Source organism: Ciceribacter ferrooxidans (genome assembly GCF_004137355.1).
Taxonomy (GTDB): domain Bacteria; phylum Pseudomonadota; class Alphaproteobacteria; order Rhizobiales; family Rhizobiaceae; genus Allorhizobium; species Allorhizobium ferrooxidans.
Window position 1 is genome coordinate 41,602 of record NZ_SDVB01000420.1, and the last position, 24,277, is coordinate 65,878.

The window sequence follows — 24,277 nt, forward strand, 5'->3', positions numbered from 1 at the left end:
GGAGGGACCATGGGACGGCTGAACGAGTTGCGACTGATAGCCCGCGTTGCACAGATGTATCACATCGAGGGCAAGCGGCAGGCGGAGATCGCCGATGGCCTGCACATGTCGCAGGCGACCGTTTCGCGCATGCTGAAGCGCGCCGAGATGGAGGGCATCGTCCGGACCACCGTCATCCCTCCTCCGGGCACGTTCGCCGATCTCGAGGCCGCCCTTCGCGAGCGTTACGGCCTGACGGAGGCGATTGTCATCGACTGCTCCGAGGATCGCGACGGGGCCATCATGGCGCGCATCGGCGAGGCCGCGGCCCATTTTCTCGAAGTGACGCTACGGCCGGACGAAATCATCGGTGTCTCGAGTTGGAGCCAGACCATTCTGCGCATGGTCGACAACATTCACCCGCTGAAGAACGCCAAGGCCAAGTACATCGTGCAGATCCTCGGTGGCATGGGCGAGGCCTCGGTCCAGACCCACGCCACGCAATTGACCGCACGGCTTGCCCGGCTGACCGGCGGTGAACCACGGCTGCTGCTCGTCCAGGGCATCACGTCTTCGCGTGAGGCAAAGCTCGTGATGCTGGCCGACCCGGTCGTGCGCGGCACCATGGACCTGTTCGGGCGGCTCAGCCTCGCAATCGTCGGTATCGGCGCGGTCGAACCTTCGGAGCTTCTCGCGCGATCCGGAAACGTCTTCTCGCGGCAGGAACTCGCGATGCTGAACGAGGCCGGCGCCGTCGGGGAGATTTCCTTCCGCTTCTACGACAAGGACGGCCGGCCGGTCGAGACACCGCTCAACGAACGGGTCATCGGCATCTCGCTCGAAGACCTGAAGAAGGCGGACCGCGTGATGGCACTGGCGGGCGGGGAATCGAAGACGCAGGCGATCGCCGGTGCCCTGAAACTCGGCATCGTCGACGTGCTCGTCACCGACAAGTTCACTGCAGCCAGGCTGACGGCCTGATCGTCATTCCGGAAGATCACCGCTGACCTGCTGCGCAATGGGAGAGAACCATGAGGCGTTTCGAAGGTCAGACGGTATTCGTCACGGGAGGCAATAAGGGCATCGGCCGCGGCATTGCCAAACGCTTTGCCGAAGAGGGCGCGAAGGTCGCCATCGCTGCGATCGACAAGGATACAGCTGACGCGGCCGAGGACCTCGCACGCGAGACCGGGGCGGAAATCAACGGCTTGGTGCTCGACGTGACGGACGCCGATGCGGTTCGGGAGGCGTATGCACAAGCCGAGGCGAGGCTCGGGGCGCTATCGGTCTCGGTCCAGAATGCCGGCGTCATCACCATCGCCAGGGTGGAAAACCTCACCGAACGGGAATGGGACCTCAATCTCGACGTCAACGCCAAGGGCGTGTTTCTCTGCTGCCAGGAGGCGATCCGCCGTTTCCGGGCCAGCGGAACAAGGGGGCGGCTGATCAACACCGCTTCCGGCCAGGCACGCCAGGGCTTCATCTATACGCCGCATTACGCCGCCTCGAAGTTCGGCGTGGTCGGGCTGACGCAGAGCCTCGCCAAGGAACTGGCGCGCGAGGGTATCACCGTGAACGCGATCTGCCCCGGCATCATCCACACCGAGATGTGGAACTACAACGACCGCGTCTGGGGTGGGATGCTCGGCAACTACGGCCCCGGCGAACTCATGGCGGAATGGGTCGATGGCATCCCGATGGGGCGCGCCGGTACACCCGCCGAGGTCGGAGCGCTCGTCGCCTTCCTCGCCTCGGAGGACGCCGCCTACATCACCGGCCAGACGATCAACGTGGACGGCGGCCTGATCATGTCCTGAGGCCGCGCTGTCCGGAGCTGGATCAGCCGGCGGCAGGCTCCGCTCTGGGCGAATATCGTTGAGAGCTTGAGCTGATCGCTCGTCCACCGGACCCTTCGTAGTGGGCGGACCGCAGCAGCCATCGGCGCAATCATCATCGATTGGCCAACCTGAACTTACGCAACAAGACCAACTCGGAGAATAATCAATTGAACCTTGACGAACCAGAGCGGTTCAATGATATTCAAGGTGAACAAGAGAGGATCTTTTCATGACCGCATTCACGATCCGCGTTCCGGACGAGGTGGGCGAGCGTCTGAACCAGATTGCTCAGAAGCTCGATCGCTCCCGCTCTTACATGGCGGCACAAGCCATAGAAGAATTCGTCTCTCGCGAAGAATGGCAGCTTGCGGAAATTGAAGCCGGTATTGCCGAGGCGGACCGCGGCGAATTCGCAAGTGACGACGACGTGGCGCGCGTGGTCGGAAAATACGTCAAGGCGACTTCCCGATCATGACGCAGAGGCGCATCCGCTGGACCGTGCGGGCGTTGCGGCGACTTGATGAAATCGGTGCGTACATTGAAGCCGACGACCCAGATGCCGCCGCGCGAGTTGTCGCCCGGCTCGTTGCGTCTGTCGATATGCTGGCAGAGCTGCCGGCCGCTGGACGCATCGGTCGTATCGCCGGCACGCGCGAAATTGTACTGTCCAACATTCCTTACATCATCCCCTATCGGGTTCGTCAGGACATCGAGATCATTACCGTGATGCACGCCTCTCAGAAGTGGCCGAAGAGGCTGTAAAGGCGCGCATTGCGTGAGCAGAACACCAGCGGTGGCGAAGCTGCGCCGCCCTTGAATGGACACGACCCGTCGCCTGAGCCGTGCGTGCCAACCTCCATTCGACGGACTGGGACACCCGTGCGGATTTCAGATTAACGGGACACACTCCATCGGTGTCCCGTTAATCTGAAATCCGCAGAAAGGGCTTTAGTCTCTGATCTGGCCTGCCGCGAGTAGTCCTCCACACCCGTGCTCCTTGAGCGACGCCGCCAGCGCCGTGTCGTAGTCCGGTTCCGCATTTTCGAGGCACGCGCGCCCCTTATCGGTGAGAACCGTGTAAACGCCACGTTTGTCGTCCGGACAGAGGTCGCGAATGGCGAACCCGGCGCGCTCCAGACGTTCCACCATCCGCGACACCGAGCTCTGGTTCAAACGGAGATGTGTCGCGAGCGCCTGCATCCGAAGCTCGGATCCCGGCGAACGCGACAATATCTGAAGTGCTCGATACTCCGAGAGACCGAGCCCGTGGCGCTCCTGCAGGATCCTCTCGAGGTCGGCCTCGACGCTCGCGACCGCATGGATCAGCCTGAGCCACAAATCACTTTCTTTCGCCATGAGTAAACCGGGCTCCCTGCGGACACGATCAAAACCTTCGAGAGATGTATGTCCATGCAAGTGCTGACTCAAGTCCGAGGTGACGAGCCTGCGCAACACAGGCTCTATTTGCCGATGGCTGAACCTCGGCACGGACGGTCGGGTCGTGCTGCTCCCGGACGCGGTCGAAACCGCGTCCGGGCATGCCGCCGTCCCGATCACTCGCGAAGGCGGCGAAGGGAACGTCGCCTTGATCGACGTGATCCGTTGAGAATGGTGACGCTCTCATCCGTAGGCCGCGCAAGGCGATTTGCAGGATCAGCAAGCTCGAGGCTCATCCCTGGAGCTTTGCGCTGTCGGCGAGTTTCAACCACACGACGCCGGCGATGATAACGGCAAGCCAGAAGGCTTGAATCGCAGTGAGTGGCTGGTCGAGCAGAATGCTGCCGAGGATGGCCGCACCGACGGAGCCAATACCGGCCCACACTGCATAACCGATCCCTACGTCGATCGATTTCAATGCGGCGCTCAGGAAGTAGAGCGTGAGGAGGAAGAAGCCGAAAGCGGCGGTCGACCAACTCGGCACCGTGAAGGCCTGGCTCCCTCCCACGCTGAGGGCGTAGCCGATTTCGAAAGCTCCGGCGAGCAACAACATGATCCACGCGCGTCCATTGCTTCTGTTCTTTTCATGGGTTGCAGTCATATCTCTTTCCTTTCAGATCGAATGGAGTTGATCTGCGAGGCCTCTATGCCGCCCCGCTGAGGCGCAGGCCGACGACGCCTCCAATGACGAGAACGATCCCGAGCACCTTTCTCCAGCTCAACGGTTGCCCGAACAACAACGCCCCGAGTACGACGATCCCGACGCCCGCAACGGATGTCCAGATCGCGTAACCCACGCCGACACTGAAGGTCAGCAGCGCGAGGCTCAGGAAGAATGTGGCAATCGCGCCGCTGACGAGCGTAGCGATTGTCCACCATGGACGAGCGAAGCCCTTTGCATTGCCTGCGCTGATTGCGACCGCGATCTCGAAGATCACGGCGATTCCAAGATATAGCCAGTTCATTTCATCTACTCCTTTCGTGAACGACGTGCCGAGCACGGTATGTGCGACCGGCCTGATGGTTTTCGTGAGCGAGACGGCCGCAATGGCGCCAGATGCCGGCGGGCCGGTGGATTACCCGCTGCAGCCGCTGCGCCGGGGAACTCCCCGGAAAACCGGTTTGCCGACAACAGTCCTTCGGCCAGTCTCATCTCACATTATATTTGCGTGTGCATGCATTAAATGAAGCCAATGCAGTTTGTCAATAACAATGCATGCACATGCATTATTATGGCGGAACGATATCGCCTGCCCAACTGGTCGTGACAGGGATCATGGAACGGTGGACCCCGAGCAGGGTTCGGCCGGCGCCTTCGTTGGCCCTGACCTGGGAACAGATCGCTGCAACTCGGCCGAGACGGTGCTGGCAGCGGTCCCCCTGTTGGGCCCACCCTCTAGCTCAAAGCTTCATCCTTCGTGTTGACAGCCAATACGGACGACCGCATTGTAGTGCCATGGCCAGAAAGTCGCTTAAAGAGAATATCCTCGAAGCTGGGCTTCGTGTCATGCTGCGCAAGGGCTATGCCGCCGCCAGCGTGCGCGATGTCGTCGCAGAGGCGGGTGTCCCTCAGGGTTCGTTCACGAACCACTTCCGATCAAAGGAAGCATTCAGCCGTGACGTCCTGGATGTCTATTTCGAGCATGTGCGGACCCTCGTTTCTTTGGCACTCGACGACGAGAGCCTGACACCGCGCGAGCGGCTGAAACGCTATCTCGACATCATCACCGGTCAGCTGGAGGCGGACGGGTTTTCGCGTGGTTGCCTGATCGGGGACTTCAGTCTGGAGGCGGCACCGCTCAGCGAGATGCTGCGCCTGCGCCTGTCGGAAATTTTCCTGGAATGGCGCGACCGTTTCGCTGATTGCATCAGGCAAGCGCAATCGGCGGGCGAAATCGATTCCACCTTTACTCCTGAAGACCTCGCGGACTTTCTCCTGTCTTCGTGGGAAGGCGCCATCCTGCGCATGAAGGTCGAGCGCAGCGAGGCGGCGCTCGAGCGATTCAAGAAGATCGCTTTTGCCACGGTCTTCAAGGAATACTCGTGACATCCGCCAGGTTTGTCGCGTCGATCTGCCGGGTCCATCCGCAGCATTCCAGTCTCCGTCCGCGGCCCCATGCGCACGCGGCATCAGATGACGACTTTGCCCGCGAGATGTCGTGAATTCGCTCTCCTGTGGCGGACCGCCAGAACTTGGATCTTTGTAGCTTGACTCAATACGTACGACCGTATTACTGATGTTTCAAAGAACGCGGCGCCGAACGTCCGTCCGGCACCCTGCCCTGCAAACGGGATCCAGTTAGCAAAGGTCAAACGCATGACATTCGACATCGATCTCCCTCATCGCGCAGTATTGGGCTCCCATATGGCCTATCGGGAGGCGGGTTCAGAGAACGGGCCCGTCGCCCTCTTCCTGCACGGCAACCCGACCTCGTCCTACATCTGGCGGAACATCCTCCCGCACGTGGCGCCGGCAGCCAGATGCATCGCTCCCGACCTCATCGGCTTCGGCCAATCGGGCAAGCCCGACATCGACTACCGCTTCGTGGATCACATCCGCTATCTCGATGCCTTCATCGAAGCCCAGGGAATCAGCTCGGCCTATCTCGTCGCTCAGGATTGGGGAACGGCGCTCGCCTTTCATCTGGCGGCTCGCAGACCGGATTTCGTCCGTGGCCTCGCCTTCATGGAGTTCATCCGGCCGATGGTGAGCTGGGATGACTTCCATCAGGTGGAAGCGGCACGTGAGACGTTCCGCAAGTTCCGTACGCCGGGCGAAGGCGAACGGATGATCATCGAGGGAAATGCATTCGTCGAGCGCGTATTGCCGGGTTCGGTCATCAGGAAGCTCACCGACGAGGAGATGGCGGTCTATCGCACTCCATTCGCCACGCCGAAAGCGCGCAAGCCCACCTGGCGCTTTCCGAACGAGTTGCCGATCGCCGGCGAGCCTGCGGACGTACATGAAATGCTCCTGGAAGCACATCTCGCCCTCGCGCACTCACGCTATCCCAAACTTCTCTTCGCCGGGAACCCGGGCGCTCTGGTTTCCCCCGCCTTCGCCGAAGGATTTGCTGCGAAGCTGCACGATTGCCGGCTCGTGCAACTCGGTGCGGGGGCGCACTACCTGCAGGAAGATCATCCCGAAATCATCGGCCGTGCGGTTGCTGAATGGATCGCAAAGAACGAAGCCCGCCGCGCTTCTTCGGACCGACCGTTCCCAGGCTTGTAGCTCCCGCCCTCAGTCTGGCATTGCGGGGCGGAAACCCTGACCGGCGTCGCAATCCGGCCGATCGGCGTTGCACTCACTCGAAACCGGACGGGACGCGATTAAACTGCTGGACCAGGAAGTCGACAAAAACGCGGATCTTCGGTGCAAGATGCTGCCGCGATGGATAGACCGCGTAGTGTGTGACCTCCGCTGTCTTCCAATCATCAAGGGCAGATTGCAGCCGTCCTTCTCGCAGGTCCTTCGCAACATAGGGAAGCGGAATCAGGCTGACACCGAAGCCGCCCCGCAACGCGTCCCGGACGGCGAGACTCGACGTTACCGAATAGCGCGCCTGGACCGCGATCCTTTCGGTTCGGCCATCCCTTTTGAACTCCCAGACGTCGACGTTCGCGCCAAATGGAAATCGGACGTGGTCCAGTGTTTTCAGGTCGGACGGTGTTTGCGGCTTTCCATGCCGCTTGAAATACTCCGGAGCGGCGCAGAGCACATGCGACATGACCGCGAGCTTTCTTGCAACGAGACTAGAGTCCTCGAAATTGCTGCTGCCGCGTATTGCGAGGTCGAACCCTTCGCGAACGATATCGACGCGACGGTCGTCGAGATGCAGCTCGAGCTTCAGGTCCGGGTAAAGCGAGAGGAATTCCGGAATAGCTTCGGAGAACCGCACGAGGGCGACCGTCATGGGTGCGCTGACGCGCAGGGTGCCGGACGGCGACGTCCTGACGAGCGAGAGCGCCTCTTCCGCTTGCGTCAGCGCGTCAAGGCCGCGGGTGACGTGATCGAGATAGGTCTTGCCTTCCTCGGTCAGCGCCATGCGCCGGGTCGTCCGGTTGATCAGGCGCACCCCCAGATGCGCTTCGAGTTCCGCCAGATTCTTGCTGATGGCCGGTGGCGAAAGTCCGAGCTTGCGGGCTGCGCCCGCAAAGCTGCCCAGTTCCGCCACCTGTCGGAAGACCTGCAATGCCGTGAACCGGTCCATCTGATTATTCCCTCACAGCTAAGAGTATCTTTCTCTATCAACGTATTCTATCCCGAGCGTGAATTCTCTACCTCTGCTGCAACAGTGTCAGGGAATTTCTCACAATGCCCCATCCAATGATCCCTCTCATCGAGCAGCGCGTTTCCGCCAATCGTTTCGACGCATCTCACAGCCTCACCGACGCCGAGATCGGCGAGCTCGTCAGGCTCGCGACGCGCGCACCGACGGCCTACAATCTGCAGAACTGGCGGTTCATCGCAGTCCGGACACCGGATGCGAAAGCACGACTGCGCCAACATGCCTATGGCCAGGCCAAGGTTTCGGACGCCGCCGTGACATTCATCATCTGTGGGCAAGCGCCCGACCACACCGCCCTTGCCGACCGGCTGCGCCCATTCGTCGACGCAGGACACATGCCGCAGGGCATGGCTTTGGGTTGGCAGGAGAATGTCAGGGCCCAATATTCCGAGCCCCGTGCCGCCCGCGACGAGGCGATACGTTCGGCCACCCTTGGAGCGGCGACGCTCATGTATGCCGCCGCCGCAATGAACCTCGCATCGAGCCTCATGGGCGGGTTCGACGCCGACGCGGTAGCTCGCGAATTCGACCTCGCCCAGAACGAGACGCCCGTAATGCTTCTTGCGGTCGGGCGCGCCGCACCGGGCAACTGGCCACAGAAGCCGCGCCGGCCGCTTTCGGAGGTTCTGCAGATATCATGAAGACCAACGTTTCCGACCTCGCCACGACGGCGATCGCGCCCGTCATCTGGGGCAGCACCTATCTCGTCACGACCGAATTCCTGCCGGGTTTCTCGCCGATGACCGTCGCCATGCTGCGCGCCTTGCCCGCAGGCCTGATCCTGATCATGATCGTCCGCGAATTGCCGAGCGGAATCTGGTGGCTGCGCGCATTCGTGCTCGGCGCACTCAACATCTCGATCTTTCTCGGCATGCTGTTTGTCGCCGCCTACCGGCTCCCCGGAGGGGTTGCCGGCACCGTTCTCTCGTCGCAACCGCTTATCGTCGTCATTCTGGCCTCCTTGCTGCTGTCCAGCCCGGTGCGGCTATCGAACATCATCGGCACCCTTGTCGGGATGGGCGGCGTCGCCCTGCTCGTCTTGACGCCCAGCGCCGCGCTCGATGCAATCGGGGTTGCCGCCGGTCTCGCCGGCGCGACGTCCATGGCGCTCGGAAGCGTCCTTGCTCGCAGGTGGCGGCCTCCGGTGTCACCGCTCACTTTCACCGCCTGGCAACTGACTGCAGGTGGCCTGCTCTTGCTTCCCGCTGTTGTGCTCACCGGACAACCCATCCCTGTTCCGACGATCACCAACTTTCTGGGTCTGGCATGGCTCGGCCTCATCGGGGCGGCCCTCACCTATGCCCTCTGGTTTCGCGGGATCGGACGATTGCCCCCCTCGGTCGTATCGTCCCTCCTGTTCCTCAGCCCGCTGACGGCGGTGCTACTGGGATGGAGTCTGCTCGGACAGACGCTGACCGTGCTTCAGATTGTCGGTATCGCATTGGTCATCGGCAGTATCTGGCTCAGCCAGCGCACGAACACCTGAACTTGCCGCACGTTCACGGCACGACCCGTCTCTCCACCATGCCGTCGGTGAGGAAGCCCGAAGGAAAAGCGTTTGCACGATCGAGGTCGCTGTGGAAGGTTGCGGGGCCGATATCTGCCGGGAAGCGCTGGGGAAACATGCATTGCTTCGCGAAAATGGCCATGCTGCTCGTTCTGGTAGCGTCCCCCGGTACCATGTCGGCGGACGGGTTCGATGAACTCTATAGTGCGAGGGCGATCGTCACCGGGCAGGGTGAAAAGAACAGGGAGACGGGCTTCCGGGATTGTCTCGATCGTGTGCTTGTCCGGGTGTCGGGCGACCAGCGCCTCACCCGCCGCCCCGAGATGAAGGCGCTGCGGGAACGCGCCGGCACCTTTGTTCGATCCTTCTCCTATCGTGACCGCCTGGCCGGGAGACCTATCCATGACGAGCAGGGCACCTATGACCGCCCGCACGATCTGACCTGCCGCTATGATCCGGGAGTCATCGACGAATTGCTCGCCAGTCTCGGCAGCCGTCCCTGGCGCGATGCGCGGCCGTCTCTCGCGGTGTTCCTCGATGTCCGGCGAGGAGACTCCCGGTACCGCGTCTCGCCCGACGACCCACGCGATGCCGCAATGCGTGAGTCCTTCGCGCTGGGTGCCGAGCCAATGGCGATGCGGGTTTCATTTCCCTCGAGCGCCGATGTCGATGCCTGGGCGTTGGGACCCGGCGCACCGGAACTCGCCCGCGCCGCAAAGGCAGCGGGTGCCGAACTCGCCCTGGTGGGCAAGCTAATCTGGAGCGATGCCGACCTCGGCTGGACCGGGACACGGCGCCTAGCCGCAAGAAGAGAGGAATACGTCTGGACCGTTCGAGGCGTCAATTTCGACGAAGCCTTCCGCGTCGCCGTGCGCGGCGCGGCACAGATCCTTTCCGGCAACGGCTCTCCATAAGCCCCCCGGCAAGGCCGTTTCCAACAGGAGAAACTCTCTCATCACCTCCAATCAATCCATCGACCTGCATCGGTTCATCCGCAACAATTTCTCGCTCGGCCCCGCAGCGACGGTGCCGGAGATCTCGCTCTATACCGCTGGCCCGAGAAGCGGGCTCTGGCGCCTCGCCGAGCACGACGACGCGTTCGGCGCACCCTATTGGGCCCATCTCTGGGGCGGGGGACTGGCACTGGCACGGCATGTCCTCGACAACCCGGCATTGGTGTCGGGCCGGCGGGTCCTCGATCTGGGCGCCGGTTCCGGCATTGTCGGTATCGCAGCGGCGAAGGCGGGAGCATCGGCGGTCGTCGCAGCCGACGTCGATCCCTATGCGATGGCCGCGATCGAACTCAACGCCGAGGCCAATGCAGTCTCGATCACCACTCGGCTCGGCGATCTCTCTGCCGAGCCCGTGCTCGACTTCGACATCGTGCTGGTCGGCGATCTCTTCTATGACGAAGCACTTGCCGAGAGGATCACGGCTCTTCTTGACCGATGCCTGGCTTCAGGCGTGCTCTCGCTGATTGGCGATCCCTGCCGGGCTTATCTGCCAAGGTCGCGGCTCAGACTTCTCGCCGAGTATCCTGGACCGGATTTTTCCACGTTGACGCTCGGCGAGCGGAAAACCAACTCCGTCTTCCTGTTTGACCGTGACGCGCCCGACCCGCAGCTCAGACCGCCGCAGTGTGATACATGGACGATCGCGGGACCGTGAGCGCGGAGGCTTGAGATGAATCCACGACAGTTGAAAACCTTCCTCATCGTCGCACGACTCGGCAATGTCACTCGGGCCGCCACGGAAGCGAACCTTGCCCAGTCGAGCTTGAGCGACCAGATGCAGTCTCTCGAGCAGGAACTGGGCGTCCAGCTCTTCGAGCGCAGTCGCCATGGCGTGATCCTGACGCCGGCCGGGCAGGTGATGAAGACCTATGCGGAGGAGATTTTGGCGCTGAACGACGAGGCGCGGATTGCCGTCCGCGCCTCTGCTTGTCAGAGCGAGCGAGCCCTTGCAATCGGGACGCTCGAGACCATCGCGGCCGAGAAACTCGCAGCCTTTCTGCCGCGCTTCCGTGAGAGACATCCCGATATCGGCCTGACACTGAGGATCGGCGGCAGCGCCGAACTGCAGCGCTGGCTGGACGACAGTTCGATCGACCTCGCGATCACCTTCGATCGCGGCCAACAAGACGAGCGCTTCGTCACCCGTCTGGTATCGCACGAACCGCTTGCGCTCATTTCGAGCGGCAACCCCGATGCTCCGTGCCCCGCAACTCTCGCCGACCTGAACCAATTGCCCTTCATCGCGACCCAGGAGGGATGCGTCTACCGCCGCCTCTTCGATGCCGCCTTTGCCGGCGCGGGCGTCGAACCACCACGGGTCGCGACCGAGGTCGACAGCATCGCGACGATCATCAGGCTTGTCGCGGCCCGCGCGGGCTACGGCCTGGTGCCACGTCTCGCGATCGGCGCCTACGCGAAACGCAACGACATCTGCGAACTGCCTTGGCCGGACAACGTACCGACGGCTTCGCTGATCATGGTCTGGCGGCGCCGGCGGGTACAGCCACCGGCGCTTTCCCTGCTGCTTGCCGCAGCGCAGAGCGAGTTGCGACCGGTCAGACCAGCCGATGTCCGCCTTCGACGTGAAGAATAGTACCGGTGGCAAAGCCGTTACCGATCAGGAAGCGGATCGCATCGGCAATGTCTTCGGGCTGGCCGACCCGACCGACCGGCAGGCGTTCGGCCATCGCGTCCAGCCTCGCCTTCGCGGCATCGCCCGCGACAGATTTCCAGATAGGTGTTGCCACCCATCCCGGCGATACGGCATTGATACGAAGGGGCGCGAGCTCCACAGCGAGAGCTCGCACAAGTCCTTCTAGCGCGGCGTTCACGGCTGCAACGACCGAACCGCGCGCTGCCGGCCGGTAGGCCGCCACCCCCGATGTATAAGTGATCGAACCCGAGGGCGGCAGACGGGCTGCACCGTGTTTGGCAAGCAGCAAGGGCCCGTAGAACTTGCTTTCCACCACCCGCTGCGCCGCGGATATCTGGATATCCGGCAACAGCTGATAAGCCCCGTCAATATCGGCCGCCGTGCTGACGATATGGTCGACCCGAGCGCGATCGGCGAAGAAGGCAGCAACCTCACCTTCGCGTGTCAGATCGAGGACTGCGGTACTCAGTCCTTGATGGTCATCGAGCGCCTCGCAGGCGGCTTCAAGCTTCGCCGCTGTACGACCCGCGATGGTGACATGCGCTCCCTCGGAAAGCAGCCGCCGCGCAAGCGCCAATCCCATGCCGGAGCTCCCGCCGACGATAACGATTTCCGCGCCTTCGATCTTGGTATCTGTCATGTGCATCTCCTTCTTCGATGGAGAGCAGATGCCTTGTGCCGTGCGGCAAGGAAAACGGAAGTATCCGATCGCGCTTTCGGATTTTCCGATGACAGCGCGGACGTGACCCCGAATGTGTCGGCTCCGGCGAGTGGCTGCGTCATACTTGGCAACACTAAGTCATCGCCTCGGCCACGAGGTCTGATGGTGCGTACAGAGTATTTCTACGACTGTCGAAATAGCTATTGACAGCCTCGACCGATCTGCATAGCTTATTTCCATGATTATCGAAAAAGTGGCATCGCAACTGGAAGCGCTGGGTAATCCCTCCCGGCTGAATATCTACCGAACGCTCGTAAGGGCGGGGCGCGACGGCATCGCTGTCGGTCATCTCCAGGAGCGCGTCGGCATCCCGGCGTCGACCTTGTCCCACCATCTCAAACGGCTGGTTGAGGCGGGTCTGGCTTCGCAGGAGAGACAGGCGACGACGTTGATCTGCCGGGCGGACTATCCGACCATGCGATCGCTGATCGGCTTCCTCGTGGACGAGTGCTGCGCGGACCAGAAATGTTGCGGCGAGCAGAAGGAAGAGGTGGCGTGACGCCTCTTTTTTTACATCTATAATTCTATAATTCTAGAAACATGGAAAAGAGAGGCGAAATGTCCGTCAGATCAGAACTTCCCGTGGCGATCATAGGTGCGGGGCCGGTCGGGCTTGCGGCGGCCGCACGCCTCGTCGAGCGGGGCATCGAGCCGGTGGTTTTCGAGAAGGGCGGTTCCGTCGGTGCTTCTCTGCTGGAATGGGGGCACGTTCGGGTTTTCTCGCCGTGGCGATACAATATCGATGACGCCGCCCGCCGTCTTCTCGAAGTCGAAGGCTGGAAAGCTCCCGATCCGGACGCTCTGCCGAATGGAAAGGAGATCGTCGAGGACTATCTGGTGCCCCTGTCGAGGGTCGCTTCCATCCGCCGGGGCGTGAGGCTCGGCGCGACGGTGACGGCGATAAGCCGGAAGGGTCTGGACAAGGCGACCTCGCGCGGACGTGACGCAGCCGCATTCGTCCTGCGATATTTCGAGGATGGCGCGGAGCGGGAGGCGGCCGTCCGCGCCGTCATCGACGCCTCCGGTACGTGGAACCAGCCGAACCCGATGGGCGTGGACGGACTCCCGGTCCCGGGCGAGCGCCAGTCGGCCAGGATCTCCTACGGTATTCCGGACGTCACCGGGATACGCCGCGACGAGTTCGCCGGAAAACGGACCCTCGTCGTCGGCAGCGGCCACTCGGCGATCAACACGGCGCTCGCGCTCATGGAGCTCCAGCAGATCGCCCCGCGGACGGAAATCTTCTGGGCGCTTCGTCAAGATGGCGTCGACCGTCTGCTCGGCGGCGGCCTGAACGACCAGCTCCCCGAGCGCGGTGCGCTCGGCCTCGCGGCGAAGAAGGCCATGGACGAGGGCAGGCTCAACATGTTGACCGGATTTGCCGCCCGTGCCGTTGAAGCGGATGAAGAGCATGTGAGGGTGCTGGCGACGGCCGGAGGTCGGGAGGTCCGGCTGGCCGTGGACAACATCGTGGTGGCTACCGGGTTCCGCCCGGCCTTCGACTTCCTTCGCGAACTCCGCATCGAGATCGATCCCGCGATCGAGGCGCCGCCCGCGCTTGCCCCGCTCATCGACCCGAACCTGCATTCGTGCGGCACCGTCCCGCCACACGGCGCGGAGGAGCTTTCCCATCCCGAGAAGGACTTCTACATTGTCGGCATGAAGTCGTACGGACGCGCACCCACGTTCCTGATGAAGACCGGCTATGAGCAGGTTCGCTCCGTCGTCGCGGAGATCGCGGGCGACCACGAGGCTGCTCGGCGGGTGGAACTGGTACTTCCGGAAACGGGCGTCTGTTCCGCCGGCATCAAGTCAGCCGTGTCGTCCAGCTGCTGCGGCGGACCGTCGAATGCACGCGAGGACGCATGCTGCGTCGCAGACGCGGTGGCGAAGGAGGAAAGCAAGGCAGGCTGCGGCTGCGGATCGAAGGCTTCGGCAGAGAAGGTGGTCGAGAAACTGTGAAGACGTCCGACGCAAAACTGCCGGTCCGGGCGCTTGCCGGACTGGGCGCCACACAGATCATCGGCTACGGCACGCTCTACTATGCCTGAGCATTCTCGTTCCCGATATCGCGTGTGACCTCGTGGTGTCCGAACAAAGGGGCTACGGGATGTTTTCCATCGTTCTGCTCATCGGAGCCTTCGCGGCTCCGATGTCCGGCAAGCTCGCGGACGGTCAGCAAGGTATTCGAGCGACACTCAGGGCCAGCTCAGGAATGCGCCGGCAACCGAGATGATACGCCCGACGCGCACGACGACCGAGCCCCAAGGGCCGACCGCCTACTCGAGCACATTGGCCATGGACACCGTAGCCGGCAGAGGGCAGCCCGTTCCGGCCCCGCTCAACCTCAGATGCCGGAAGAAGGGTGTGGAGCCCCCCAATCTGCAAGGCGCACATCGAAAAGCGGATTGGCAGATTCCAGGAAATCGGGGGCTGCGTTATGCGGACGTCAAGCAGCACTCATAAGCGGGTCGAAGTTCCGTCAGCGCTGGATCATGGTCCAAAGGACGGTAACGCGCCTGCCCAGTATGTGCGGATTGTCCGCTCCCGACGTTGGATCAACCCACCTCGACCGACCTACCTCCGGTAGCCACGGCCATGTCTGCCCCTTCAGGATTTGCGGCACCGAAATGCTTAGCGGAAAGGCTTCGCCTACCCCGAAAATGCGGGAAGCGGACCGGGTATTCCCGCTCCGCTTCGCTAACCTGACAGGGACTCGAACCCGGTGGCACCAAACATCCATTGCCACTAGAGCCAGGAAGCATAGTTATACAACGAAATTGGACCTCGGACCACTCCTTAGATACTGCGCGTCAGATTGTTCTGGTCGATGAGCGGCCAGGATGGCGTCGCCTTCCAGTTGCGGATGCCAGCGGGCCCCTGGATCAGGTTTTCGCGGAACACCCAAAGGTGCGGATCGTCGTTGTCGAACGGGACGACCGAGACCAAGCGAATGCCCATCGTCGCCATCGAGATCCTGTTTTCCGCCACAAGGATCTGGTGGCCGATAAAGCCCCAGATGCGGATGCCCTGAGCGAAGTACCTAATGAAGTTCGGTCGGCTCGATAGCGCCATCTCGTTGCCGCGGATGCGCAGGGTATCGACGTTGCCGACCATCACGCCGTAGCCGGCATAGGCTTCGACGCTGGGCGCCATCAGCTCCATCCGGTTGTCGTCGATCGACACCGATCTTGACCGGACGTTTAAGGTGCGCATGTGGCTCACCGCCACCCGCACCCCCACTTGGAAAGCGCGGATCGCATTGCCCCGGATGGCGACATTGTCCATATGCCGTCCGCCGCAGACGATGCCCTGCGCCCCCAAACTGACAGAATTTTCTTCAAGTGCCTTAAGCCAGTTCTGAACCGAGCCCAATCCGGCGCGGAGTTCCTTGTCCACCAACACCTTCTTCGCCAGGCCATAGCTAAGTTTCAGTAGCTCGTCCGCGTTTGCGATCTTGGTGGCCGAGCCGCTGCGCGAGATCAGCGTCGTCCAGTCCTTCTGGCTGAAGGCGCTGTCGAAGGCGACGACCTGTCCGTTCGCCTCGACCACGACCTGGCGCTGCGCACCCGATCTCGCATCGAACCGCTGCACGACCGGATCGCTCGAGACGAGCAGCGTGGTGCGCACCTTCGGATTGTCTAGGCCCCGACTGTCAGTGCCAAACGACTCCCCGACCCGCTTCAGCTGTTTGCGGAAGGCCGGCATCCTGTCGGGGTCCTCAGCCACTGAGGCGATGAGCCCCTGTGCCCAACGGCTGAACGTGTCCTGGTTGCTCAGGTCCGACGCCACGGGCGGGTTCTTCGCGACCAGATCGTCCCAATCCTTCTGCGGCACCGGGCTGTCGAAGGTCATTCGCCATTCCTTTGCGGCAATCTCCTTGAAGCCGATGCCTCGGCCGACATTGCCCTTCACGGGTCGAGAAATGAGGCTTTTTGCGGTGGTCGCTACCCAGACCTTGTCGGCGAGGAACGCGTCGAGCTTAAGCGAGCCCTTGCCCGGCTTGGCGATCAGTAGATTGCCAGAGACGTCGACGTCGACGGCATCGGTCACGACGATCCCCTCCTGAAGGTTGCCGACCGTCAGGCTGTTGCCGGTGATCCGCACTGAACGCGTGACCTTCAAGGTCTTCAGCGTCTCACTGTAGCCCCGAACCGTCACGCAGGTGCGTTCGGTCGAAGTGCCGCCGCCGCAGCTGAGGGTGCAGCCATGAACCTCGACCTCGTCGCAATGACCGAAGTCCAGCGTACCCTGGCGGTGCCTCTTCAGGCCGGCGTCGACGGCGGAATTCGCGTCGGGAGTTGCAAGTTCCAGCCCGCTTACCGCGACGCTTACACACCCCTCGAAGGCAAGCGCCGCCTCGGTGCGGTTAGCCACGATCCGGACGGTCCCCGGTCCAGCACCGCTGATCCGGATATGGCCAAGGCCGCTCATCCGTACGGTGCGCCCGGTGGTGTACGTACCGCGGGCGAAGCAGATCGAGGCGTTCTCGCCCGGTTGCAGCCCTTCAAGGCGCGCTACCCAGTCCTCACCTGGCTGGATGACAATGGTTGTGCACCCCAGCTGTTGGAGACCCGCCAGCGCCTCGATGGCCTTCTGCACCGTATTGGCCGGACCAAGTTCAGGCGTGTTGGCCGGATCGAAGCTGACATGGGACGCGCGCGCAAGGGTCGCGTTGAAGGCGATTGGCGCATGGGTCGCGGTTCCGGCGGCATCCAGCCGCTGGGCAACGACGCGCTGGACCCGGTTCGTGCCATCGAGGCTCCAGGTCACCGACGCCACGCCAGCGGCATCTGTGGTGACCTGCTGGGTCGGCAGGCCGTTGCCAAACTGCCCGGCACCTTCGACCACAGTGAAGCGGATAGTCTCGCCCTCGACCGGGCTGTGACCACGCACCACGGCCACTGAAAGCTCTTTTGGCAGAGGCGCCAAGGCAGCGGCATTCAGTGGATCGTCCAGCGTCTCCTGCCCGTCACCGCCGGCATAGAGCACCTGCTTGGACCGGGTGATCGATGGAAAAATCGGGCGGCAATCTTCGGTCACAGTCCAGACGCCGGCCCCGTCAAGCGCCAACCAAGCCAGTGCGGCATAGTTGCGCCGCGGCCCGTCGGCAGGTTTCGACATCGGCTCGCCCGTGGCCGGATTGCGCGGCCATTCCACATCGCCCGACACGGCACGCGCCGGAATGGCCCAATGATCGCCGGATTGGTATTGGCCGACCTCGAAGCGGATCTGGACGCCGTTCTCCAGATCGGCCCAATCGGCCGCAGCATCGTCCACTTGCACCGGCAGCCCGCCTTCCCAGCGGGTGACGAATGCCTCGGCCGGAAGCTTGTCGGTGTCCGGAAGACCGTTGCTGAGCAGCGGCGCAAGCGTGAACGGATCACGCAGTTCGGCAAGTGAAACGCGCTGCCCGACTACCTCGTCAATCCGGGCGAAAAAACCCGGCGCTTCACCGTAAATCGCCGCCTGATCGCGAATTTCAATCCAGTCGCCCGTCTTCAGCGCCGTCAGCTCGTCCCGGCCGATGCTTTCCACCACCAATATGCCGGCGTCGATCTCGCGGTATCGCGTGCGGTGAATGGCGTTCTCGCGTGACCATTTGTAGAACGCCGTCGCCTCGTCGCCGCCCAGATGGATCTCGACGCGGAAGAGCAGGTTGTCGAGACTGCGGTAGCCCGCGGCAGGCGGGAGGTTGCAGGGGCCGGCACTGAGGTCGGAGAGCTCGGCCCGCGCACGGAGCTCGCCGCGCGCGCGATCAGCGAGGACTGGGTCGAACCCCTTGGACAGCGCCGGGCAGGTCAGGTCGGCAGCCTGGTATCCGAGCGCCAGGAGGGCCGCGCGTGAGACCAGCGAAACCTGCCAGACAGTCCGGTCACGATAGGCCGTATCCGGGCCGTCGAAAGCCACTTCACGCAGCAGCGGATCATCGAGTGCGGTCACGACCTGATCGGTGGATTTGAGCACGGCAAGGTAGTCGCCTGCCACCTCGGGAAGCGGCGTACCGGCACCGTAAGGCTGGCGCGAGAAGATTGCCGGACGGAACGCGCCGGTCACAGCGTCACCAAGGGCGGGCGTGGTACGGAAGGTCCGCACGCCGTTGGAATCCTCGGCAAAATCGCGCACCTTGACGAAACCGGTCAGGCCCGCTGGGTCTGTGCTCAGCACATCGCCATCCGACAGCCCCTTACCATCGTCGATCCGCCAGACCGCGTTGCCGCCGGTGCCCGACTGGCGTGTCAACTTGTAGGCGGCAGGCCAGCGCAGTACATGGCCCACACCCGCCACGTATCCGGTCCCCGGGGTGATCACCAGCGTTCCGGTCCCGGCATCCGGGATTAGTCCGAATCCCGCATCCTCCTCCGGAAAGCCCGCGGGCCCGATGATATCAGCCGTGGTCTCCCGGTCCGAGGCACGCAGGATGTCGCCCTGTTCGTTCCAGTCGGCATCAGTAAAAAGGCGGCCCTGCTGCATCCCAACAAGGCTGAAATCCTTGGCAGGATCGAAGGTCTTTCTCGAGATATCGCCGGTCATGGCAGGCCTCCTATGTCATATAGATGAAGCCCGAGACGAGGCCGAATGGCGCGAATTCCTCGAGGGCATCGCGGATGTTGGCGCGGCGGGCGGGGTCGCGGTTGGCGTAGCCCACCCCCATCTCCATGCCATCCTCGGCCCCTTCGAGGATGGCCTCGGGCGTACGCAGGCTGAGAAGTCCGAATTCGGGATCCTGGAAACGGGTCGACACGAAGATCGGACGCGGCTTGGGATCATCGTCGGCACGCGGCACGCAGCGGTAGCGGCGCGGCAAAACAGAGGTCTCGGCGGCATAGCAGAACCGGACACAGCCAGTCTGCCGGTGTTCGACAGTGATCCTTCCCATCAGGATGCTGTTCTCGGCCTCCAGGCTGCGGCAGCTGGTGCGGCCAAAGACAGTGCTGCCATTGCAGCTCATGTCCATCAGCGGCACGCGCAGGACCACGGGGCCGGCCCCTGCCCCACCGCCACCCGCGGTCTGATCCTCACCGATGATCGACCTGGTGATCTCTATTCCACCCGTCGCCTGCGGCAGGTCCACCTTGCCGACGATGCAGCGGTCCAAGACCAAGCTCATCCGAGCATTCTCGGTAGTGGCGCGCACCGAATGGTCAAGCGCCGCGCCCGTGGCGCCGATGGTGCAGTTGTAAAGCCTGAGCGCGCCCAGATCTCCCCCGGGACGGGCGGTGAGATTGCCGCCGATCACCAGTCCGTCCATCACCAGCGAGCCGGCCCGGTCGTCACCCGCATCTGCCGCGTCGATCATCGCCGACGCCAGCACCAGCGGACGGCGGTGCATCGGCGACAACTGGCCCGGGACGCGGCGTCGCACCCCGCCCGGCCCCTCCACCACGGGCCAGGCGGCGGCAACGATCGCGAGCGTCGCGCCCTTCGGCAGCTTGATGGCATGGGTGGCATTCAATGCCTCGGTGTAAGTGGCATTGTCCATCACCGCTATGATCCCGCGCGATCCCTCGACGGACTGGGCATTCCAGCGGTCGACCGCTTCGCGCAGGCTCGCAACCACCGGCCCACCCTGGAGCGGATCGTCAGTCACATGACCCGCCACCTTCGTCACGCCGATCTGCCACGGCGGCGCTTCACCGGGTGTGACGAGATCGGGCAGCCATTTCTCGAGGCTGGACCGCCGGTCATAGGCGCCGCCACCGATATCAAAGGGCTGCCCCGCGGCAAAGCCGGTCTCGACCGCCTTGCCCTCGTCCGCGGCGTGCAGCGAGATCCGGCCGCACTCGGGGTCGATCATTACCGTGCCGGCCACGGCCGGGTGCCGCCAGGTCCCGTCTTCGGCCTTTTCCAGATTGCAGCAGAAGATCTTCTCAGGCGGCACCTCTGCACCGTCCAGACGGATCCGGAACGGGGGGCTTTCCTCGAACCAGCGGCCGGGAGTGGCGCCCTCTGCGCGGGCAGTGTTCAGCGCGGCAAAGACCTCGTCGCGGGTCAACACCGCGGGCACCATGCGCCGGGTCATCCGCGCGCCTACGCTCAGGTCGGCCGCCGGGCGATTGACCAACGGTATGTCACGGCCCAGCGGATCAAAGGTCAAAAGCCCCGGGTCCGGCGCATCGGGGCGCGGCACCGCCCCGCCCAGGTATCCGGCGGCCGGGTTTTCCACCGGCCAGATTGGCGCCGCGGCGTGCCGCCAGATGAACAGCCCCAGATGCGGGATGTTGTAGCGCCCGGCATAGGCGGCCGGTTGCCCGGCAGCCGGCGAATGCGCCATCGTCGAGAAAGGCGACCGGCTGGCGCGGCTCCGCGCGGTATCGCGCAGGTCGGCAAAGGCCGGTGTATCTGGCCGAACATGGTTCATGTGCTGCGAGGTGGCAAGCCGCTGGAAGAGCTCGACCGCCACGACTGACCATCCGGACACCTCGCGCGCCACCTGCTCGATTGCCGCCGCGGTGCCCTTGGCCTGCCGGTTGCGCAACACATTGGCGACGTATCCGCGCAGCAGCCCCGCCTGGTCGGAGCCGATCTCGCGCATCGGACGCGCCCCGATTAGAGCGGCGATATAGGGCAGCGCCCAGGGCTCGCAGGTTTCGACGAACCAGTCGTCGTAGAGTTGGTCGATGTCCCGCTCCAGGACGCACAGCTCCTGCGCCATGATCTCCATCAGCGCCTGAAGCGGACGGCCCTCTTCGGCATCGCGGGTGCGGAAATGGCTGGGCAGCCGTTCGAACAGCTTGGCGGGCGCGCGGTTATACATCTGCGGCCTCCATGATCGTCAGATTGACCGCCGACGGCAGCACGGTCAGCAATTGGGCCGGGGCAAAATCGTGCTGCTGCCCGCGCTGACCCGGCCCGACGGCTGGAAGCGACGGCAGCACCGAGGAGAGCTCCACAGCGACAGAACCGGCGGCGGAGCCGTCGAGCAGCACCTCGAGCGCGTCGAGATCGACCGACACGACACCGGTCGCCCGATGCAGCGCCGCGATGACCTCGGCAGCACTCACGGATTGCGCAAGCTTGCGCGCGTCATAGCCGAAAAGCGTCTCGACCTGCTGGCGTGCCCAGAGCTTGATATCCTCGGCGCGGTAGGCCGGATCGGGATAGATCTTCGCCGTCAGTGCAAAGAAGCGGCGCGCATAGGGCTGGAGGATCATTGGGCGCGCGGGGTCTCGCGCTTTCGCCATGGCATCCGCGAGGTTGGTCAGCAGGGGATCGCTTGCCGTCAGCTCGGCATCCGCCTCCGGCGCCACCGTGACATGGATCACCTTGTTCTGTCCCGACCACAGCTCGCGCGCCTGTGCCTTGCCGACGCCTGCAAAGTTGCGCGCGAAATCGGCGTAGTCGGTCAGCGAGACGATGCGCCCGAGGGTCTTGACCGTACCCGGTGCGGTTTCGCGCGCGCTTTCCAGTGTCTCGGGATTGGCCGAGCCTGTCGCGGGCGACGGGTTCACCACCGCGCGCACGCCGAGCGGTCGGGTCCGGAGCTGACTGATCGCCTCCTCCGGCACTTCACCGGCACGACCGATGCCGCTGCGGTACTCCGCCTTTACGTTCAGCGATCCCGTCGGCAGGCGACGCCCGGTCCGGCCGTCGCCGAACCGTACATGCGCCTTGCCGTCGTCGGACAGCCGAACCTCGTAGACGGGATCCTCCGGCCCGGCCTGGCCCAGCGCGCTCACCTCCTGCCAGAGCGCATTGTCGACGCGGATCTTCAGAGTCGAGGTGCGACCGGCCTCGTTGGCTGCAGAGACGTAGGTGAGCGGTGGCTTCTTCAGCATGAAGGTCTGGAACGTCAGCCGCGCATCGCCATTCCCGAGGTCTTCGGTTACCGCTTCGCCATGGGTGGCCAGCGCGACATTTGCGTTGATGCGCACGGTAGTGCGGTCATAGGGCCAGGCGGTCTCCCCAGTCAGCAACAGCCGGGTGATCCCGTCGATATGCTGGACCTCGTCGATGATGTGGGTCTCGCGGCCGGTGATCCCCTCGGCATCGTTGCGTGCGCCCGAAAGCGACACAGGCCGACCGCGTTCGAGATCGAGGTAGAGCCGGTCCAGCTCGACTGAGGTCGATTTCTGTGGCAGCTCCGGCGACAGCGGCACACCGGCAAGAGGAAGGTGCGTGCTGACGGCATGGATCTGCGAGCCCCGGAACAGGAAGGAATTGTAGATGGTGGTCGAGTCGGCGCCACCGAGATCCAACGGATCGCCGTTGGCGGTACGGAAACCCACGCCGGTCGCCTTCCCGGTGATCGCGTAGTCCGCTCGCGATTCTGCCGCCGCATGCACGACCCGCAAACCGAGAGAACCACCCGCGGCGTTTTCGATGATTGCCCAGCCGTTGGGCTGCAATTCCTTCAACTCGCGATCGAGGTAGACGTGGGAAGCGCCTTGGTCGATGTACTTCGCGCCCATCCCGTCCAGCCAGATCGTGTTGGGTGATCCGCCTGCGGTCCCATCCCAGTTGTGGGTGTAGGGGCCCTTGTCATAGGTTCCGTTGGCCTTGGTGCCGTAGTTCACCGTGGCGTAGAGCGGCGCGGTGTTGCCGAAAAACCCGGAGCTCTCGCGCATGACATGAAGTCCGAGCGCCGGCACCTCACCATCGTCTTTCTCCGGCGGCGGCAAGACAAGCAGGCGCACCAGCGTCATGATCTTGGCGCGCTGCCAGGATTGTGATTGCACCAGCGCCGAGAGCCCATCGCCCGACCAGGTCCTGCCGCGGATATGACTTTCGACTGCCTGGGTGCCCAGCGCGATGCGCGTGGAGGGCATAATGCCGATCAGCAGTTTCGCGAGACGGAAGGGCGGCGCGCGACGCACCTTCTCGGGCGCGCTGCCGCTGCGCGTCAGCACGACCTTCGTCAGACCGAAAGCGCGGTCCTCTGTGACGGAAACGACCCGCATGGGCATGGCCGTAACCGGCGCGCCATCGCTCGCCGCCTGCGCCACCGCCAGCAATCTGGTACCCTTGCGCAGATTGAGCCCGAGCCCCACGAGGCAGACCTCGTTCACCGGCAGGGCATAGAGCACAGGATCGATCTCTTGGTTGGTCTCGTTATCCTCGATGCGCTTTGCCAGCGCCTGAGGCAGATCGAGCCGTCGGGTCATCGGGTGGTAGTGTTCCAGATCCGCCTCGGCGGCAATTGTGACGAGGTCGGGGTCGGCCAGGGTGGCGTCGTCGAAGGAATTGTCCAGATCGAAGAGGTAGAGCGTGCCGTTGGCGGCGTCGCCGTCGCTTTCGAGGTTATTGTAGAGCACCAGGTTCTGAGGGCGCTCGGTTCTGGCGTGAATGTCGTTCCATTCGGCCCGCGCGGTGATTTCCTCGACCGTTTCAAAGATCTGCGGCAGTTTGCCCTTCTCGTGCGGGATCGACATCGCCTGCACACCAACACCGATCTGAACCACGCGGTACGGATTGTCCGAATCCTCGACCGAGAACGCCAGATGCGCGCTGGAGGCCACGCCGGGTGCCAGTTCGTAGCCGATCATCCGCGCCAGTTCGAGCACCGAGCGGCGCTGGGTGGCGGTGCCGATGAACCCTTCGTTGGCGATGCGCTCCGAATAGAAGGACACCACGTCGCAGGCCATGGCCCAGGCATCCAGCAGGCTGATCGTCGGATCGCGAAGGTCGCGCGTGCGCAATGCCTCCATCGGCTGGACCTTGCTATTCGTCTCGGGGTCGGTCACCCCGTGTCGCGGCAGAAGGTGCAGCATCCGCGCCAGCGCCTCGGGCTGGGTCGTGATCCGGTAATCCACCTGTGAAAGCCCGGCGCGGTTGGCAGGGCGACGCGGATTGAGATCGGTGCCTCCGCACGGCGAGTTCTTGTCGCGCGTCGCCATGA

At 63.5% G+C, this 24,277-nt stretch carries 22 protein-coding genes; 13 read left to right on the top strand and 9 right to left on the bottom strand.

Going from position 1 to position 24,277, the window contains the following annotated elements:
• The first annotated feature begins 9 nt into the window (after window positions 1–9).
• The 4 genes from EUU22_RS24605 to EUU22_RS24620 all read left to right on the top strand — a co-directional run bounded on the left by EUU22_RS24605 (window position 10) and on the right by EUU22_RS24620 (window position 2,579).
• A complete protein-coding gene (locus EUU22_RS24605) occupies window positions 10–960 on the top strand; it encodes a sugar-binding transcriptional regulator (protein WP_129334593.1) in 951 nt (316 codons plus the stop codon).
• Window positions 961–1,010: 50 nt separating this feature from the next.
• Window positions 1,011–1,796 (top strand): SDR family oxidoreductase, encoded by a 786-nt coding sequence (locus tag EUU22_RS24610; RefSeq protein ID WP_129334594.1) that lies wholly within the window; start codon window positions 1,011–1,013, stop codon window positions 1,794–1,796.
• A 250-nt stretch (window positions 1,797–2,046) separates the two neighbouring features.
• Window positions 2,047–2,292, top strand: a complete 246-nt coding sequence (locus EUU22_RS24615) for a CopG family ribbon-helix-helix protein (protein ID WP_129334595.1) — start codon at window positions 2,047–2,049, stop codon at window positions 2,290–2,292.
• On the top strand, window positions 2,289–2,579 hold the full coding sequence (locus tag EUU22_RS24620; RefSeq protein WP_129334596.1) for a type II toxin-antitoxin system RelE/ParE family toxin: 291 nt from the start codon (window positions 2,289–2,291) through the stop codon (window positions 2,577–2,579). Before EUU22_RS24615 ends, EUU22_RS24620 begins: the two co-directional genes overlap by 4 nt.
• Window positions 2,580–2,765: 186 nt before the next feature.
• Here EUU22_RS24620 and EUU22_RS24625 read toward each other — a convergent pair whose 3' ends face one another.
• The 3 genes from EUU22_RS24625 to EUU22_RS24635 form a co-directional block, all read right to left on the bottom strand.
• On the bottom strand, window positions 2,766–3,173 hold the full coding sequence (locus EUU22_RS24625) for a MarR family winged helix-turn-helix transcriptional regulator (protein ID WP_129334597.1): 408 nt from the start codon (window positions 3,171–3,173) through the stop codon (window positions 2,766–2,768).
• A gap of 313 nt (window positions 3,174–3,486) precedes the next feature.
• Window positions 3,487–3,855, bottom strand: coding sequence for a DMT family transporter (locus tag EUU22_RS24630; RefSeq protein WP_129334598.1), 369 nt, complete (start codon window positions 3,853–3,855; stop codon window positions 3,487–3,489).
• A 43-nt stretch (window positions 3,856–3,898) separates the two neighbouring features.
• Window positions 3,899–4,219: a DMT family transporter gene (locus tag EUU22_RS24635; protein ID WP_129334599.1), complete on the bottom strand. Its 321-nt coding sequence runs from the start codon at window positions 4,217–4,219 to the stop codon at window positions 3,899–3,901.
• Between the two features lie 491 nt (window positions 4,220–4,710).
• Here EUU22_RS24635 and EUU22_RS24640 point away from each other — a divergent pair, with 491 nt between their 5' ends.
• Both EUU22_RS24640 and EUU22_RS24645 read left to right on the top strand, forming a co-directional pair.
• Window positions 4,711–5,301, top strand: a complete 591-nt coding sequence (locus tag EUU22_RS24640) for a TetR/AcrR family transcriptional regulator (RefSeq protein ID WP_129334600.1) — start codon at window positions 4,711–4,713, stop codon at window positions 5,299–5,301.
• A 270-nt stretch (window positions 5,302–5,571) separates the two neighbouring features.
• Complete coding sequence (locus EUU22_RS24645) at window positions 5,572–6,486, top strand: haloalkane dehalogenase (protein WP_129334601.1); 915 nt, start codon at window positions 5,572–5,574, stop codon at window positions 6,484–6,486.
• A gap of 73 nt (window positions 6,487–6,559) precedes the next feature.
• Here EUU22_RS24645 and EUU22_RS24650 read toward each other — a convergent pair whose 3' ends face one another.
• A complete protein-coding gene (locus EUU22_RS24650; protein WP_129334602.1) occupies window positions 6,560–7,465 on the bottom strand; it encodes a LysR family transcriptional regulator in 906 nt (301 codons plus the stop codon).
• 104 nt (window positions 7,466–7,569) lie between these two features.
• On the opposite strand from EUU22_RS24650, the gene EUU22_RS24655 reads away from it, so the two are divergent.
• Both EUU22_RS24655 and EUU22_RS24660 read left to right on the top strand, forming a co-directional pair.
• On the top strand, window positions 7,570–8,184 hold the full coding sequence (locus tag EUU22_RS24655) for a nitroreductase family protein (RefSeq protein ID WP_129334603.1): 615 nt from the start codon (window positions 7,570–7,572) through the stop codon (window positions 8,182–8,184).
• A complete protein-coding gene (locus tag EUU22_RS24660; protein ID WP_129334604.1) occupies window positions 8,181–9,029 on the top strand; it encodes an EamA family transporter in 849 nt (282 codons plus the stop codon). The genes EUU22_RS24655 and EUU22_RS24660 overlap by 4 nt, the downstream gene beginning before the upstream one ends.
• Before the next feature lie 13 nt (window positions 9,030–9,042).
• Here the strand turns inward: EUU22_RS24660 and EUU22_RS25430 are convergent, their stop codons facing one another.
• Complete coding sequence (locus EUU22_RS25430) at window positions 9,043–9,192, bottom strand: hypothetical protein (protein WP_165351293.1); 150 nt, start codon at window positions 9,190–9,192, stop codon at window positions 9,043–9,045.
• Here EUU22_RS25430 and EUU22_RS24665 point away from each other — a divergent pair.
• From EUU22_RS24665 to EUU22_RS24675, 3 genes are all read left to right on the top strand, one after another.
• On the top strand, window positions 9,191–9,964 hold the full coding sequence (locus EUU22_RS24665; protein ID WP_245485297.1) for a DUF8605 domain-containing protein: 774 nt from the start codon (window positions 9,191–9,193) through the stop codon (window positions 9,962–9,964). The genes EUU22_RS25430 and EUU22_RS24665 overlap by 2 nt on opposite strands.
• 112 nt (window positions 9,965–10,076) lie before the next feature.
• The gene (locus EUU22_RS24670) at window positions 10,077–10,718 is read left to right on the top strand and encodes a class I SAM-dependent methyltransferase (protein ID WP_245485298.1); all 642 of its coding nucleotides are present in this window, start codon (window positions 10,077–10,079) and stop codon (window positions 10,716–10,718) included.
• 15 nt (window positions 10,719–10,733) lie between these two features.
• Window positions 10,734–11,657: a LysR family transcriptional regulator gene (locus EUU22_RS24675; protein WP_129334606.1), complete on the top strand. Its 924-nt coding sequence runs from the start codon at window positions 10,734–10,736 to the stop codon at window positions 11,655–11,657.
• Here EUU22_RS24675 and EUU22_RS24680 read toward each other — a convergent pair.
• Window positions 11,620–12,357: an SDR family oxidoreductase gene (locus EUU22_RS24680; RefSeq protein ID WP_129334607.1), complete on the bottom strand. Its 738-nt coding sequence runs from the start codon at window positions 12,355–12,357 to the stop codon at window positions 11,620–11,622. The two genes, EUU22_RS24675 and EUU22_RS24680, sit on opposite strands and share 38 nt — an antisense overlap.
• A gap of 259 nt (window positions 12,358–12,616) precedes the next feature.
• Here EUU22_RS24680 and EUU22_RS24685 point away from each other — a divergent pair, with 259 nt between their 5' ends.
• Both EUU22_RS24685 and EUU22_RS24690 read left to right on the top strand, forming a co-directional pair.
• Complete coding sequence (locus EUU22_RS24685) at window positions 12,617–12,937, top strand: ArsR/SmtB family transcription factor (protein WP_129334608.1); 321 nt, start codon at window positions 12,617–12,619, stop codon at window positions 12,935–12,937.
• A gap of 59 nt (window positions 12,938–12,996) precedes the next feature.
• Complete coding sequence (locus tag EUU22_RS24690; RefSeq protein WP_129334609.1) at window positions 12,997–14,400, top strand: FAD-dependent oxidoreductase; 1,404 nt, start codon at window positions 12,997–12,999, stop codon at window positions 14,398–14,400.
• Between the two features lie 837 nt (window positions 14,401–15,237).
• On the opposite strand, the gene EUU22_RS24695 is transcribed toward EUU22_RS24690, so the two are convergent.
• The 3 genes from EUU22_RS24695 to EUU22_RS24705 are packed head-to-tail and all read right to left on the bottom strand — an operon-like array spanning window position 15,238 to window position 24,275.
• Window positions 15,238–18,972 carry a DUF6519 domain-containing protein gene (locus EUU22_RS24695; protein ID WP_129334610.1) on the bottom strand — a complete coding sequence of 1,245 codons (3,735 nt, stop codon included), beginning with the start codon at window positions 18,970–18,972 and terminating at the stop codon, window positions 15,238–15,240.
• A gap of 10 nt (window positions 18,973–18,982) precedes the next feature.
• Window positions 18,983–21,196 (bottom strand): hypothetical protein, encoded by a 2,214-nt coding sequence (locus EUU22_RS24700; protein WP_129334611.1) that lies wholly within the window; start codon window positions 21,194–21,196, stop codon window positions 18,983–18,985.
• The gene (locus tag EUU22_RS24705) at window positions 21,189–24,275 is read right to left on the bottom strand and encodes a putative baseplate assembly protein (protein ID WP_129334612.1); all 3,087 of its coding nucleotides are present in this window, start codon (window positions 24,273–24,275) and stop codon (window positions 21,189–21,191) included. Before EUU22_RS24705 ends, EUU22_RS24700 begins: the two co-directional genes overlap by 8 nt.
• Window positions 24,276–24,277 lie beyond the last annotated feature (2 nt).